Source organism: Acetobacterium sp. K1/6, from assembly GCF_034438075.1.
Lineage (GTDB): Bacteria > Bacillota > Clostridia > Eubacteriales > Eubacteriaceae > Acetobacterium > Acetobacterium carbinolicum.
Window position 1 is genome coordinate 127,776 of record NZ_JAXQGA010000007.1, and the last position, 14,645, is coordinate 142,420.

The 14,645-nt window shown below is 43.5% G+C and carries 16 protein-coding genes and 1 riboswitch; of the genes, 5 read left to right on the forward strand and 11 right to left on the reverse strand.

What is annotated here, in order from left to right:
• Positions 1–5: 5 nt before the first annotated feature.
• The 7 genes from U2P91_RS08275 to U2P91_RS08305 all read right to left on the reverse strand — a co-directional run bounded on the left by U2P91_RS08275 (position 6) and on the right by U2P91_RS08305 (position 6,503).
• Entirely contained in the window at positions 6–785 is a 780-nt protein-coding gene (locus tag U2P91_RS08275; protein WP_111889467.1) for an ABC transporter permease, read from the reverse strand.
• Positions 782–1,627: an ABC transporter permease gene (locus tag U2P91_RS08280; protein WP_111889468.1), complete on the reverse strand. Its 846-nt coding sequence runs from the start codon at positions 1,625–1,627 to the stop codon at positions 782–784. Before U2P91_RS08280 ends, U2P91_RS08275 begins: the two co-directional genes overlap by 4 nt.
• Positions 1,614–2,678 (reverse strand): ABC transporter ATP-binding protein, encoded by a 1,065-nt coding sequence (locus U2P91_RS08285; RefSeq protein WP_111889469.1) that lies wholly within the window; start codon positions 2,676–2,678, stop codon positions 1,614–1,616. The genes U2P91_RS08280 and U2P91_RS08285 overlap by 14 nt, the downstream gene beginning before the upstream one ends.
• Positions 2,679–2,946: 268 nt before the next feature.
• Positions 2,947–4,014 carry an HD-GYP domain-containing protein gene (locus U2P91_RS08290; protein ID WP_322519430.1) on the reverse strand — a complete coding sequence of 356 codons (1,068 nt, stop codon included), beginning with the start codon at positions 4,012–4,014 and terminating at the stop codon, positions 2,947–2,949.
• 164 nt (positions 4,015–4,178) lie between these two features.
• Positions 4,179–4,895 carry an ABC transporter ATP-binding protein gene (locus U2P91_RS08295; protein WP_111889472.1) on the reverse strand — a complete coding sequence of 239 codons (717 nt, stop codon included), beginning with the start codon at positions 4,893–4,895 and terminating at the stop codon, positions 4,179–4,181.
• Entirely contained in the window at positions 4,885–5,586 is a 702-nt protein-coding gene (locus U2P91_RS08300) for an ABC transporter permease (protein WP_111889473.1), read from the reverse strand. The genes U2P91_RS08295 and U2P91_RS08300 overlap by 11 nt, the downstream gene beginning before the upstream one ends.
• Positions 5,587–5,645: 59 nt before the next feature.
• A complete protein-coding gene (locus U2P91_RS08305) occupies positions 5,646–6,503 on the reverse strand; it encodes a substrate-binding domain-containing protein (protein WP_111889474.1) in 858 nt (285 codons plus the stop codon).
• 104 nt (positions 6,504–6,607) lie between these two features.
• A riboswitch (molybdenum cofactor riboswitch) is annotated at positions 6,608–6,724 on the reverse strand.
• A 324-nt stretch (positions 6,725–7,048) separates the two neighbouring features.
• Between U2P91_RS08305 and U2P91_RS08310 the strand changes: the two genes are divergently transcribed.
• From U2P91_RS08310 to U2P91_RS08320, 3 genes are read left to right on the forward strand one after another with little or no spacing between them, the layout of a single operon-like run.
• Positions 7,049–7,288, forward strand: coding sequence for a (2Fe-2S) ferredoxin domain-containing protein (locus U2P91_RS08310; RefSeq protein WP_242988537.1), 240 nt, complete (start codon positions 7,049–7,051; stop codon positions 7,286–7,288).
• Positions 7,289–8,992, forward strand: coding sequence for a [Fe-Fe] hydrogenase large subunit C-terminal domain-containing protein (locus tag U2P91_RS08315; RefSeq protein ID WP_111889476.1), 1,704 nt, complete (start codon positions 7,289–7,291; stop codon positions 8,990–8,992).
• The gene (locus U2P91_RS08320; RefSeq protein WP_111889477.1) at positions 8,992–10,155 is read left to right on the forward strand and encodes a SpoIIE family protein phosphatase; all 1,164 of its coding nucleotides are present in this window, start codon (positions 8,992–8,994) and stop codon (positions 10,153–10,155) included. The genes U2P91_RS08315 and U2P91_RS08320 overlap by 1 nt, the downstream gene beginning before the upstream one ends.
• Before the next feature lie 170 nt (positions 10,156–10,325).
• On the opposite strand, the gene U2P91_RS08325 is transcribed toward U2P91_RS08320, so the two are convergent.
• Together U2P91_RS08325 and upp are read right to left on the reverse strand one after the other, a co-directional pair.
• Positions 10,326–11,654 (reverse strand): APC family permease, encoded by a 1,329-nt coding sequence (locus U2P91_RS08325; RefSeq protein WP_111889478.1) that lies wholly within the window; start codon positions 11,652–11,654, stop codon positions 10,326–10,328.
• An 80-nt stretch (positions 11,655–11,734) separates the two neighbouring features.
• Entirely contained in the window at positions 11,735–12,364 is a 630-nt protein-coding gene (gene upp / locus U2P91_RS08330; protein ID WP_111889479.1) for a uracil phosphoribosyltransferase, read from the reverse strand.
• Positions 12,365–12,523: 159 nt separating this feature from the next.
• Between upp and U2P91_RS08335 the strand changes: the two genes are divergently transcribed.
• The gene (locus tag U2P91_RS08335) at positions 12,524–12,772 is read left to right on the forward strand and encodes a glutaredoxin family protein (protein WP_111889480.1); all 249 of its coding nucleotides are present in this window, start codon (positions 12,524–12,526) and stop codon (positions 12,770–12,772) included.
• A gap of 12 nt (positions 12,773–12,784) precedes the next feature.
• Complete coding sequence (locus U2P91_RS08340; RefSeq protein WP_111889481.1) at positions 12,785–13,003, forward strand: YdbC family protein; 219 nt, start codon at positions 12,785–12,787, stop codon at positions 13,001–13,003.
• 380 nt (positions 13,004–13,383) lie between these two features.
• On the opposite strand, the gene U2P91_RS08345 is transcribed toward U2P91_RS08340, so the two are convergent.
• Together U2P91_RS08345 and U2P91_RS08350 are read right to left on the reverse strand one after the other, a co-directional pair.
• Entirely contained in the window at positions 13,384–13,887 is a 504-nt protein-coding gene (locus U2P91_RS08345; RefSeq protein WP_111889482.1) for a MogA/MoaB family molybdenum cofactor biosynthesis protein, read from the reverse strand.
• Positions 13,888–13,896: 9 nt separating this feature from the next.
• Positions 13,897–14,571, reverse strand: coding sequence for a HesA/MoeB/ThiF family protein (locus U2P91_RS08350; RefSeq protein WP_111889483.1), 675 nt, complete (start codon positions 14,569–14,571; stop codon positions 13,897–13,899).
• Positions 14,572–14,645 lie beyond the last annotated feature (74 nt).

Below are 14,645 nucleotides of genomic sequence, written 5' to 3' on the forward strand. Positions count from 1 at the left end.
CCTTTTTATTGGATATTTTTAATCCCTTTTTCACTACGGATATTGATCAGTATTAGTAAGATCATGATACACCCAAACATAATTGTTGACAAGGCATTGATTTTGGGGTTGATACCGGCCTTGGCCATCGAATAGATGGTGATCGATAGATTGCTGACCCCATTGCCGGCGGTAAAAAAACTGATCACGAAATCGTCAATTGATAGGGTAAAGGCAATCAGGGCACCAGAAGTAACACCGGGAAGAATCTCCGGGAACAGCACCTTCCAGAAGGCCTGGCGAGGGGTTGCACCCAGATCCAGCGCAGCTTCAAAAATGTTCTCCGGCAACCGGTTAAACCGGGGTAGTACCGCCAGAATTACATAGGGGATACAAAAGGTGATGTGGGCAATAATAATAGTGGTTAGTCCCATTTTCATTCCCGCAAAAATAAATAGCGACATCAGGGTAATCCCCATCACGATATCCGGTACCAGAACGGGGATATTATTTAACAACAGATAGGGTCTTTTTAGTTTGGATCGCATCTGGTAAATACCCACCGCCGAAATGGTGCCCACAAGAGTGGAAACAGTGGTGGCGATCACGGCAATAATGAGGGTATAGTACAAAGCTTGAAGGATATAGCGATCCTGAAAAAGCATGACATACCATTTGAGCGTAAAACCTGCCCAGGGCCCCATAATCTTAGAATCATTAAATGAATAAACAATCAACACTAAAATAGGTGCGTATAAAAACAACAAAATTAAGGCAAAGGCCAGTTTTTTAAGGATCTTTTTCATAGAATTTGACCTCCGGTATCAAGTTCTTTTCCGGTGATCAGACGGGCAACACCTAAGACGAGAAAGATAATGGTCATCAATACCATTGAAAGCGCTGAGCCGAAGTTCCAGTTGTTCAGGGTTAAAAACTGCTGCTCAATGAGATTTCCGATGAGCATGTATTTGCCACCGCCCAACAAATTGGAAATAACAAAGGTACTTACCGCGGGCATAAAGACCATCATTGATCCGGAAACGATGCCGGGAAGACTGAGTGGCAATTTGATTTTTACAAACATCTGGAAATGGTTGGCCCCCAGATCGGTGGCGGCCCGCAGTAGATCCGGATCAATTTTTTTCAAGGCGGTGTAAATCGGTAACAGCATATAGGGGAAAAAGTTATAGACCATCCCCAGAATCACAGCAGATTGGGTATATAGCAGAGAAACATCCCTAAAGCCTAACAGACCCAGAAATTGAGAGATTAATCCGCTGCCGCTGAGCAGCACCATCCAGGCATAGGTTCGCAGCAGGAAATTGACCCACATCGGGATGATCATCAGTACAATCATCAGATTCTGGCGATTGCCGGGTAGCGATACAATCAGGTTCCCTAAAGGATAGGCGATAAAAAAACAGATCAGGGTGGCGATGACCGCATATAAAAATGAACGGTATAAAAGTTCCAGGTAGACCGGGTCCATAAACTCTTTATAATTCTCCAACGTAAAGGTATAGATGCCAGCCTTAAAATCCGGGTTGGATAAAAAGCTGAACCAGATTACCACCAGCAGCGGAACGGCGATAAAAATAAGCATCCACAGACCGTAAGGATAGGCAATGGTTTCCTTAAATGATTTCATGGTCGTGTTCCTTCTTCATGATATGAATATTATTGGGATCAACCTGGATACCAATCTGGTCGCCAGCAAAAAATTCACGGGTAGTATGAATCAGCCAGCTAATGCCCTTGCAGTTCATAACGATTTCATAGTGCATCCCCAGAAAGGTCACGGATTCGATGACACCGTCCAGAAAACCGGTACCGGGTGGGAGAATTTCGATATCTTCAGGGCGGATCACAGTGAGTACCGACTCGTTTTTCTCAAAACCTTTGTCTACGCAGGGAATTTCGACATCCTGAAGTTTGACCAGACAGTCTTTTAACATCATCGATTCCAGAATATTGCTTTCACCAATAAAATCGGCGGCAAAGGCGTTTCGGGGTTCGTTATAAATATCCACCGGTGAGCCGATCTGTTGGATCCGGCCATGGTTCATAATGATAATGGTATCAGACATTGTCATCGCTTCTTCCTGGTCGTGGGTGACATAAATAAAGGTGATGCCGGTTTTTTTCTGGAGTTTTTTTAGTTCCAGTTGCATGTTTTTGCGAAGCTTGAGATCCAGAGCACCCAGGGGTTCGTCAAGCAGCAGGACCTGAGGGTGATTAACCAGGGCTCTGGCAATGGCGACCCGCTGCTGCTCGCCGCCGCTTAAGGAATTGACATCCCGTTGTTCCTGCCCTTTAAGATTGACCATCCGCAACATTTCCTGAACCAGGGTGTCTATTTCAGCCTTGGCTTTTTTTTGAATTTTTAACCCAAAGGCCACGTTATCATAGACGTTTAAATGGGGAAACAGGGCATACTTTTGAAAAACGGTGTTAATGGGCCGTTTATTGGCCGGAATATTGACCAGCGATTTGCCTTCGAAAAGAATATCTCCGGCGTCCGGGGTTTCAAACCCACCGATCATTCGTAGCAAGGTGGTTTTTCCGCAGCCGCTGGGGCCGAGAATGGTCAGGAATTCATTGGCCCGAATGTGAAAATTAATTTCATCAATGATCGTTTTGTCCCCATAATGTTTGACCAGGTCTTTAACCTGGATAATTTTTTCGGTATTTTTTTTCAATTCATAAATCCTCCATTGATAGCTCTGTATTGAAACGATAAATTTAAGCAAAAAAATCCCCAGGCTTTCCCCAGGGTTGATTAAGCGGTTCGTTGCTTGCTGATGCATTATGACAATTAAATTTATTCTAACATGTAATGGGTTAAATAGCAATATAAATGGGTTTTAAAGCGACTTTTTTAATTAAAAAAGGTGCTGTCCCATTAACTGGAACAACACTCAAAGCAAAATCTTAAACGCTTTTGTTAATTTAAAACGAATGCGTCATTTATAAGATGCTAGTAATGGTAATATTGAGGAAAGCCCGATCACTCAGATTAAGCTCAAAAGGATCAATGTCTTCACCATCTCTTTTGAAAATGCGGACCCTGGGGCGCATCGAGAAGCTTTCATAATTTTCAATGATGATACCGGTTAACCGATTGCTCAGTTCCACACAGGTGCCAATGGGATAGGGAGCGATCTTTCGGATAAAGATGTTGACCAGATCCGGATCGAATAAGGTATGGGATGAACCCATGATATATTCAATCACCTCTGAGGGGATAATGGCTTTGCGGTAAGGTCGGTCGGAAGTCATGGCGTCATAAACATCGGCAATGGCGATGATTCGTCCAAAGAGGGAGATTTGCTCTTCACTTAGGTTGTTGGGATAACCACCACCGCCAAATTTTTCGTGGTGGTCTAAAATGCCAATCCGGGCAGACATACTGATGGTCGAAACTTTTTTAATGTAATCATAACCGAGGGTCGAGTGGTTTTGCATTTCACAGGACTCGTCCTCTGAAAGTTCCCCTTCTTTACAAAGAATATCTTTTTTAACAAAAACTTTGCCAATATCGTGGAGAATGGCACCGATACCCAGATCACACAGCTGTTCCCGGCGCAGACCCAGGGCTGAACCCAATAAAATGGAAAGGACAGCCACATTCACCGAATGGAAATAGGTATAGTCATCAAAAACCTTCAGATCCACCATGTTAATCACCATACTGCTATTCTGAAGAATTTCGTCAACGATGCTTTCAATATGTTTTTGCATGTCATTAAAGGTATTCTTTTTTAAGGCACCTTTGTTTTCGGTAGTAATGAAAACATCCTTAATACATTTAACGGTTTCGGCTCGGACACGATCGTTGATAATATTAATGATTTGGATATCTTTGGTCAGATCATCTTCAACATATATGCCATTATAATTTAATTTTTTTATTCGTTCGATGTAATCTTCGGTGAGAACAGTATCTTTAGCAAGAATCAACTCACCCCGCTCACCCCAAAGATTGTTTCCTAACATCATTCCTTCGCGCAGGCAAAATGTTGGCACATATCTCATGGTTTTCCTCCCAATATAATGACCCCATATAAAGTCTGGACTAAGTAAATATTATAACTATAAAAACCCCGTTTATGCAATCAAAATTTCCTGGTAAGTCTGATAAAAAATAGTTCTCACAAAAATATTTGAATTTCTGTGATTTTAGTTCAGATAATAGCGTTTTAAAATCGATCAAGTGAGATAAACTCATCGATTGTAGGATGGTTAGAGGCCATGATTTTTTCCGGTGTGCCAGAAAAAAGACAAGATCCTTGATCCAGAAACGTCAGGTGGGTACAGATCCGGAAAGCCTGACTGAGATTATGGGTGATAATAATAATTGAAAGTCCCTGCTCTTTAGTTCTCGTTTTTAAAGCAGTTTCTATAATCTGGATGCTTTTGGGATCGATATTCGCCGTGGGCTCATCTAAAAATAGAACTTGGGGTGAAAAAGATAAGGCGCGAGCTAGTGCTGTTTTCTGGGATTCCCCACCGGAAAGATGTCGGGCACTCTGATTCTTAATCGCTTCAATTTCGAACTCATTCAATAACTGTGATACGGTTTGATCAATTTCGTCTTTTTCACGTTTGCGGATTTTTAACGGATAGGCAATATTTTCATAAACTGAGCGTGAAAAAAGGGTGGGGGTATGATTGGAATAGGTCATTTCACAAAAAATATTCGGATCTAAGGGCACGCCATTATAAAGTACATTCCCAGTAGTTGGGGTAACGAGACCGGCCATTATTTTCATTAGCGTGGTTTTCCCAGATCCGTTAGGTCCGATAATGCCGTGAATTTCTCCAGACTCAAAAAAAAGATCTTGAGATTGACCATTCAGATTGAGCACCGTTTTATCTTTATATGTTTTTGTAATATTACGCGTCTTAATATTCATTTTGATCCCCTATGATAAAATGGTATAAAATCGAGTTGGTAAGAAAAGAGATGGTCATCAGGATAAGTCCCATAGCGATGGAGACACTGTATTGACCCATATTGTTATTCATGGCGATAAAGGTCGTCATCACGCGGGTGAACCCCCGGATATTTCCACCCACAATCATTACTGCGCCGACTTCAGAAATGGCCCGGCCAAACCCACTGACCAGGGCGATCATAATGACGCCTTTTAGTTCCAGAATCAGCAGGATCAGAATATCCCACCCCTGAGCACCCAGCGTTTTCCCCGTTTGGACTACCTCATAGCCACTGGTGCTGGCATGGTTAAAGATGATGCCCATAATAACGGGGGTAACCAGAATAGTCTGGGCAATGATCATTGCGGTGGCAGTATACATCAGCTGAAACTGACCCAAAGGACCAGAACGAGCTAAAAAGAGGGCGGTAAACAAACCAATGATAACCGGCGGAAATGACATGAAGGTATAAAGAAACCGGGACACCACTGTCTTGCCTCTGAATTTTTTGATGCCCAGAAGAATGCCAAGAGGAACGCCGATCAGGGTGCCATAAAGGGTCGAAGAAAAAGAGACAAAAAGCGATAACAAAACAATTTGAATGATTTCAGGATCAAAAGAAAAAATGAGCCGAAAGGCTTCAACAAAACCATTGAGTATGTAGTCCATTGATTTCTCCACAATGCGATCCTGGAAGAAGATCTTCTCCCAGGACCTCAGTTAACTTTTTATTTTTGTGCAGCGTTGGGGATAAACAGCGGATTCCCATTCACTTCGTATGAACCGATCAGTTTTTGGGTTTCGGGTGATATAATCCAATCAACAAAGGCTTGCGCGCCGTCGGCATTGATCTGGTCATTGATTGATGGTGATACAGCAATAACCCCGTAAGGATTGTTTAAAATTGTATCGCCTTCGCAAACAATTTCCAGGTTGGTGATGGTATCTTTCATGTTGGCGTAGGTTGCCCGGTCAGCCAGAGTATAGCCCAATTTTTCGTTGGTAACAGTTAGTGTTTCGCCCATGCCGGTGCCGGTTTTTAAATACCAGTCGCCTGCAGGGGTGATATTGGCAGCCTTCCAGATGGCCAGCTCTTTGGTATGTGTACCGGATTTGTCATCCCGGGAGACAAAGGTTGATGGCACAGCAGCTATGGCAGTAAAAGCCTTGGCAGCATCAGCAGCAGCGTTTGCTTTTACCTTGGCCGGGTCTTCTTTTGGTCCCAGCACAACAAAGTCGTTATACATGACATCAAAGCGTTCGGCTCCGTATCCATCGGCGATGAACTGATCTTCCTGGGAACGTGCATGAACCAGAAGGACATCGGCTTCACCAGCTTTTCCCATTTCCATGGCTTTCCCGGTGCCCACGGCAACAACCTTGACGGCGATCCCAGTTTGGGCTTCAAAATCCGGTAGGATCACTTCCAGTAAACCGCTATCCTGGGTACTGGTGGTGGTGGCAAGAATGATCTCCCCGTTAGAACCAGGCTCTAATTCCTTTTTAGCCGGGGTGCAGCCCAGGCCACTCAGGGCAAGGGTACAGACAAATAATACAATAACCAATACTGACAATTTCTTTTTCATTTTCTTCCTCCTAAAAAATAGTATCAAAGAGAAGTCTCTTTAATGACATAACGGGAGGTCAATCCAAAAAAATAAAATGACTGCTCAAAAAAACAGTCAGATAATTCCATGAATTCCACCATCCTTTACACACTGGAAAGCACAATCATTTCTAACCGTACTCTATCGATTGATAAACCATAGCAAACCGTAGGTGCATCAATTCGGATTGTATTGTTTTCATTAAGAAAACGTTATTCAATTACACCGATTTTAGCAAAGATTATTGGCTTCGTCAAGGTCGAAGTCGGATTTACCCATGAATCTGCTGATATTTGAGTAAAACCCAGTATAAATTAAAAGTAAGGGTAAAAAGTATCAATAATCGTTAAAAAATTGAGGAGGGTTTGCATCAAAAATGAACGTTTTTTTATCCTGATTTTGAACTGCTTTTTTTTTAGATCTTTTAGTATGACATTTTTGCCCAGCCGTTGACAGACAAAAAATCTGATGATACCATGAACCAACCAGACTAATGTAGAATATTTTTTATGAAGGATAATGTGATGAAGACAATAAGAATATGTGTTGGCAGTGCATGCCATGTAAACGGATCCTATAAGGTTGTTAAAGCCTTGAATCAAATTATTGAAGAGCGAGAATTAGGGGATGAGGTTGAACTGGTAGGGTCATTTTGTATGGGGAAATGTACGGAGGGGGTTGCCGTGGAATGTGATGACATCATCTATGCCGTTTCAACTGAAAATGCGAAAGAAATTTTCGAGAAAATTATGGGGGAAAAATAATTGAGTATCATTAATTTTTCAAAAGATAAATGTCGTAATTGTTATAAGTGTATCCGGAAGTGTCCAGTCAAAGCCATAAAACTGAAGGATAAACACGCCCAGATTATTCAGTCGATGTGCATTGGCTGCGGGATCTGTATTGCAACATGTCCTCATAATGCCAAAGAGATCCATAGTGATGTTGATACCATCAAAAAATGGCTAAAAACCGAGCAGGTGGTACTCAGTTTATCAGCAGTATTTCCGACTGCTTATTACCTTAACCATCCCAGACAGTATTTGGGAATTCTAAGGGAACTGGGATTTACAATCATTGAGGAAACTTCCATCGGTGCTGAGGTAGTCACCAAAGCTTACGCCGATGAATATTGCAGTGATAAAAAGCTGGTGATTTCTTCCTCCTGTGCGGCAATAAAAAATCTCATTGAAATTTATTATCCTCAGTATTTGTCCGCCTTGAGCCATCAGGTTTCGCCAATGATCGCCCATGGCAAGATTCTTAGAGAAAAATACCCGGAGGCTAAGATCGTTTACGCTGGTTCCTGCCTGGCAAAAAAAATGGAGGTTCATGATACGGATGTCCGTGGCATTATTGATGGGGTCTTAACCTTTGATGAAATCGATGCCTGGATTAAAGAGGAGCATATTGACCCCAATAAGATGCCGATAGAGGAATTCAACGCCATCGGTACCAATACCGGACGGCTCTATCCAATTACTGGAGGACTGGCTAAAAACAGTGTCGAAAATCTCGACGGCAGCCGGAAAATTCTTCGCATCGACGGCGTCAAGGATTGCATGGCGTTCATGGATGAAATTCATCAGCTGGAGAAGAAGTATTGGATTGAAATGAATGCCTGCGAAGAAGGGTGTGTCAATGGTCCCGGAAATCTTCACAGCCCTTTGTCTAAATATGAAAAGGTGGAAATGCTCCAGACCTATATCGATTTAAACAGCAACAAAGAACCATCGAATGAGATTCCCGAAATCAATAGTAGACGGTCCTTCCATAAACGGCCGGTTCATCATCTGGGCGAAGTTCCCGAGGAAGAACTTGAAAGGATTTTAAATCAGATGTCTAAATTCACAGAACGGGATGAACTCAACTGTGGCACCTGTGGTTATGAAACATGCCGGGATAAAGCCCGAGCGGTTTACTGGAATATGGCGGAAATGGATATGTGTCTGCCGCTGATTACCAGTAAAACCGAAGCGATTTCAAACTTGATCATTACGACCACCCCCAACGCCATTGCCGTGCTGGATAAAAAATTCCGGATCATTGAGTTTAATGCCGCCGCAGAACGCCTCTTTAATATGAAAAAAGAAGCTGTGATGCGTTACAATTTTGTGGATGCGCTTGATTATAATCCCTTCCGAAAACTGGACAATAACCGCGGCAATACCTATACCGGAAAAGGGCATTACGAAAAAGAAAACCGGATCTTTATGGAAATTCTGACCTATATTCCAGAACAGGAATTGTATATGGGAATTTTTATTGATATCACCAGGCAGGAAAAACAGGAGCAGGAGATGTTAAATATCCAGGAAGAAACGCTTAAAATGGCTCAGCGGGTGATTGACAAGCAAATGCGGGTTGCTCACGAGATCGCCGGGTTGTTGGGCGAAACCACGGCGGAAACCAAGGTGACGCTGACCAAACTTCAAAAAGTTGTAACCAGTCGGGAGGTTGAACGTTAATGCCTTTATTTATGGATATTGCCAGCGATAGTGTCAACAAGGTTCATGAAGAGCTTTGTGGCGATAATGTGGAAGTGCGAATTAATGATGAAAGCGTCATTGTGGTGCTGGCTGATGGCATGGGTAGCGGCGTTAAAGCCAACATTCTGGCAACGCTGACCTCCACCATTGCGGCGACCATGCTGGAAGAAAAAATGGGGATTATGGATGTGTTGGAAACCCTGGAAGCCACCCTGCCAAAATGCAGTGTTCGTCGGATGGCCTACTCGACCTTTACCATTGTTCAGGTTTTTAGAAATCGAATGGCTTATATTCTGGAATTTGATAACCCCCCATTGGTGTTTATCCGCGATGGAGAAATCATCGAACTGGAACGGAAGGAAATTGAGTTTCAGGGAAAGTCTGTTTATGAAACCACCAAGGAAATTGAAAAAGGTGATATTATGGCCTTTTTCAGTGACGGCGTGATCCATGCGGGGATTGGCAATTTACTAAATTTTGGATGGCAATGGGAAGAAGCGTCGGATTATATCCTGGCGCGATCCTATGAAAACAAAAAAGCCAAGGACATTTCCATGGCACTGGTGGATACCTGTTATAATCTGTATGGTGAGGAGCCGGGAGACGATACCACAGTGGCTGTGATCAAGGTGGAAGAACGAAAATATGTCACCATTTTTTCAGGTCCACCGTTGGATCAGGAAAAGGACGCCGAGATTAAACGGCTACTGGAACGGGGTCGGGGCAAAAAAATCGTCTGCGGCGGGACGGCCGCCAATATTGTGGCGCGGGAGTTTGGTGAAGAAGTAAAAGTCGATTTTTCCACCATGTCGGATCGGGTACCACCGATTGCCACTATCAAAGGGATTGACCTGGTAACTGAGGGAGTACTGACGCTGAAAGAAACCCTGCGGATCTGTGATGATTATATGAATAATCGCTGTGGTCGCGAAATCTTTCAGGAAAAAAATGGTGCATCGATGCTGGCTAATATTCTGATGAACGAATGTACCACCATCGATCTGATTATTGGGAACTCCATCAATCCCGCCCATCAAAACCCCGATTTTCCAGAAGAACTCACCACCAAATGGCGGGTGACCCAGAAACTTATTGAGATGCTGCGTAGCATCAATAAAGAAGTAAATATCATTTATGTTTGATTTAAGTATAATACTTTAAGCACGAGCTAATAAAATACAGGCATTCAAGCAAAAAGAGAAGCGGAACACCCCGGTGAGGGTGCTCCGCTTCTAATAATATGCTTTGAGGAGAAAAGCTATATAACTTATATACCCAAACAATGCGGTTTAACCCTGAAATAAAAAAATAATTATTTTTTTATAACATAATAACGGTAGTAGCTATAACCGGCCCCAAAAACAACGGCGCAAATAGCAAAATAAAGCCCAAACAGGGGATTTTGGATTCCGCCAGAGAAAATAATCAAGGAACCGATAGAAGCCAGGATTGGACAAATCAGTCCTCTGAAGACGCTTTTTATTTCCTTCTTTTTCCATAAAATAAAAACCTTGTAATAAAGGCCGAGGTAGAGCAGATAACTGGTCACAATGGCGATTTCTGAAATGTCAGAATTCGGGAACAGGGTATATTTTTGAGAAAAATAGTGAACAGCTAACCAAAAAATCACGATGATCAAGGCAAAAACAGCTGAATTCACCGGGAAATCAAATCGTGGTGAGATCGTGGTCATCGCTCTGGATTTGGGGATCATTTGATCGAGTCCCAAAGCATAGGGCATCCGGATCATCGCCATCACCAGGCCATTGAGGGTTCCCAGGACAGAGATAAAAACAAATAGCATCAGTATTTTTGCGCCGCTGGGTCCAAAAATCATAGTCGCTGCAAAATCAAGATGGGCATCTCCGACATTCATAATTTCGGCTGGACCCACCAGATTAGAGATTCCCACAAAGTAAACAATGTAGAGAACCAGAATAATCAACGGACTGATAACTAGTGCCAGGGGTAGATTGCGCTTGCTGTTTTTAATTTCATAGGCTACTGAGGTGGAAATAATCCAACCGTCAAAGGAAAAGGCAATCGGTGCAATGGCTCCAATCCAGCCGGTGGAAGCGATTTCCGAAACCGCAGTACTGGTAAAGTGCTCTCCGGTGCCACCGAATAACAGACCGGCAAAACCGATGATTACCAGGGGGATCAGTTTAATGACCATCGCAGCACTTTGAAAATAACCGCCAATTTTAGCTGAAAAAATATTGGTGGCAAAGAGCACAAAAAAACACCCGACGCCCGCTAATATTTGAATTTCCAGGGTTTGATTCACATTAAAGAGAATACAAAAGTAAATACCGGAAACCCAAGCCAGAATAGCCGTGATGGTGGGTAAATAGATAAAGGTCTGAAACCAGCCATAGGCTGAACCCATGCTGGGGCTGATAAATTCTTTGGCATAAGTAAGGACCCCACCGGGATGATCTGTTCGAGCAGCCAGTTCAGCGATGGTTAAACAACCAAAAACAATGCTGATGGCGGCGACAACAAAGACCAGAATACCTAAAACAACACTGCCACCAGTGGCAATGAGAATATTATCGCTTTTAAAAAAAATACCAGACCCGATAACGACGCCAACAATAAGAGCGATGGCGGTAAATAAGTTGTAGCGTGACTGTTGCATGGTAACCTCCGCTGTTTGGATTCCAGGTAACTTAAGAGAAGACGCGATTGGCCTCGGTGTAATAACCTGGAAATGATTTTTTATTTTGTACCAAAAAGTCGGTCACCGGCATCACCTAAACCGGGTACAATGTAAGCATGGTCGTTTAAGTGATCATCAATGGCGGCACAAAAAATGGGGATTTCAGGATAAGCATTGGTGACGGCTTTGACACCTTCCGGGCAGGCCAGAATATGAACGACCTTGATATTGGGGCAGTGGGCTTCTTTTAAAAGGCGTATGGTATGAATCACAGAAACCCCGGTGGCCAGCATCGGATCGACTATAATGGCTTCTCTTTCAGCAATATCAGAAGGTAGTTTTTTGTAGTATTCCACCGCCTGGAGGGTTTCAGGGTCACGGTACAGTCCGATGTGACCGATTTTAGCTTTGGGAATAATATTTGTGAAGCCTTCAACCATTCCCAAACCTGCCCGTAGAATAGGGACAATGACGACATCTTTTTCGGCCAGAACTTTTTGGGTGGTTTTGCAAATGGGGGTTTCAATTTCAATTTCTTTAAGCGGAAAATGTTTGGTCACCTCCCAGGCCATCAGACTGGATAGTTCCTTCACCAATTCTCGAAACTCCCGGGAAGGGGTTTCCATCTTGCGAAGGTGAGTTAATTTGTGCATGACAAGTGGATGATCCACTATCGTTACATTTTGCATGGTAATCTCCTTTTAACGTTTAATAGATTAATAATACGATAATTGATCGAATAATTCTACAATTATTTAAGAATTATTTGTTGACACTTGGGAAATAAGGGTTAAAATGAAAGAATACGTTTGTGTCAAGAACTTTTAAAAAGGAAGGTGACCTGAAAAATGAAAGAAATTAAATTATATACTTGGGCCCACTGTCCCTATTGCAGAGCCGCAAAACAACTCCTGGATGATAAGGGGTTGAAGTATGTGGAAATTGATATTTACAATGATGCGCAGACCCGTCGTCAATTGCAGAGTCAGACTAGTCATTATACGGTGCCTTTTGTCTTTATTGGGGAGACATTTGTTGGTGGCTTTTCGGAACTGAAAGAGATTGAGTTTAGTGGTAAACTCGATGAATTATTATAAGGTGAGGTTAAAATGGCGATAATATTTAAGGTTGTAGAAGAAATTGGTGTTCTCAGCGAATTACCCAGTGGATGGCAGAAAGAATTGAATCTGGTGAGCTGGAATGAACGGGACCCCAAGTATGATATTCGGGATTGGAATGCTGATCACGAAAAAATGCGTAAGGGGATCACATTGACTGTCGATGAGCTGGTCCAATTGCGTGATATCCTTAATGGGATGGAACTTTAGTAAAAAGATGCAGTAAAATCAGGTGCGAGGAATACTACCGTACCGACCAATTGTTAATCTGTTGTTCGCTGCACCATGCGAAATTCGCTTTGCTCTTTTCGCATTGGTCGCAGGCAGTCGCCAACTACAAGCTCACTTGTGATTGGCTCGTTGCCAATGCGCAGAATCGGACAGGCTATGCCGTGTCCGCTCCGATGCATACAACATGATGTAACAATTGTCGGTACTGGCTTATCTGTTAATCTGAACACAAAGCGTATCTCTCCTTTTGGTGAGATACGCTTTTTTGCGTGAAGGCAACGAGCCAATCACAAGCTTGCTTGTAGTTGGCGACTGCTCACGAACCAAAGATGGAGCGAAGCGGAATCGTGGTTTCGAGGTCACTTGATGGGTTCGGCGCAATTGGCGGAACCGCTGCTCAAGAGCATCTGCAGACCGTGGTCCAGCGCCGGTAGAACGGCTTCGAGGTTTTCTTTAACTGCTTTGGGGCTACCGGGGAGGTTAATGATCAGGGTTTGCTTGCGGATGCCGGCAGCACTGCGGCTGAGCATTGCTTTCGGGGTGATCTGCATGCTGTGGTAGCGCATTGCTTCCGGGATTCCGGGAGTTAAGCGGTCGCAGACGGCAATGGTGGCTTCCGGGGTCCAGTCCCGCCCAGAAAATCCGGTGCCACCAGTGGTCAGAATCAGATCCAGATGATCCTCATCAGCCCAGACCATCAGGGCTGTTTTGATCGATTCCAGATCATCCGGCAGGATGATGGTTTTGACCACCTCGTAAAGGTTGGTCTCTGCAAGCATAGCATGAATCATCGGGCCGCTTTTGTCTTCCCGTTGGCCCTTTGAGCCCAGATCGCTTAAGGTCATTATTCCAGTTTTATACATAAGGTCCTCCTAAATATTAAATGTAAAAAAGTCGTTGGCGAGTAAATCAATATACAAAAGCTTGTTCCGCAGTATTTCTTCCTTCCCGGTGAGCACTTTTAAGGCTTCGGAAACTTCCAGCGAAGCAGCCAGGGCTGGAGTAAAGGAAGGGTTTCCCAAGGCTTTGGAGTCATATTCTTTTTCACCGGCATAGAGCCGGGACAGGGTATCATCTTCCGGAAACACCGTGGTTACCTGGGCGAACCAGCCACCAATGGCGCCGTGGATCAGGGGAATATTTTTTTCTTTGCATAAAGTCTGCAGGGTAAGCCGGGCGGGAACATTATCCAAAGCATCCACCACCAGATCGGCCTCGCCGATCAGAGCCAAACCGTTGTCCTCATTGAGAAAATCATGATAACAGGTCGTCGTCACTTCTTTATTAATTAACTTGACCCGGGCTGCCGCGGCTTTGGCTTTGGGCGTACCCAGATTTTTTTCAGTGGCAAAAATCTGGCGGTTCTGGTTGGAGTCCTCAAAAACATCACCATCAATCAAAATAAGGGAACCGATCCCGACCCGGGCCAGCATCTCAATAATATAGCCACCCAAACCACCGCAGCCCACCACACAAACCGTTGCATGCTGGATGCGTTCAAAGTCTTCTTCGGAAAAAGCTGGAAAATTCCGTTCATAACGTGACATTGTGCCACCTCCTCGTATCCCAATCTAACATTTAACATCAGTATAACAATTTTTAACGAATAATTAAAGTCCTG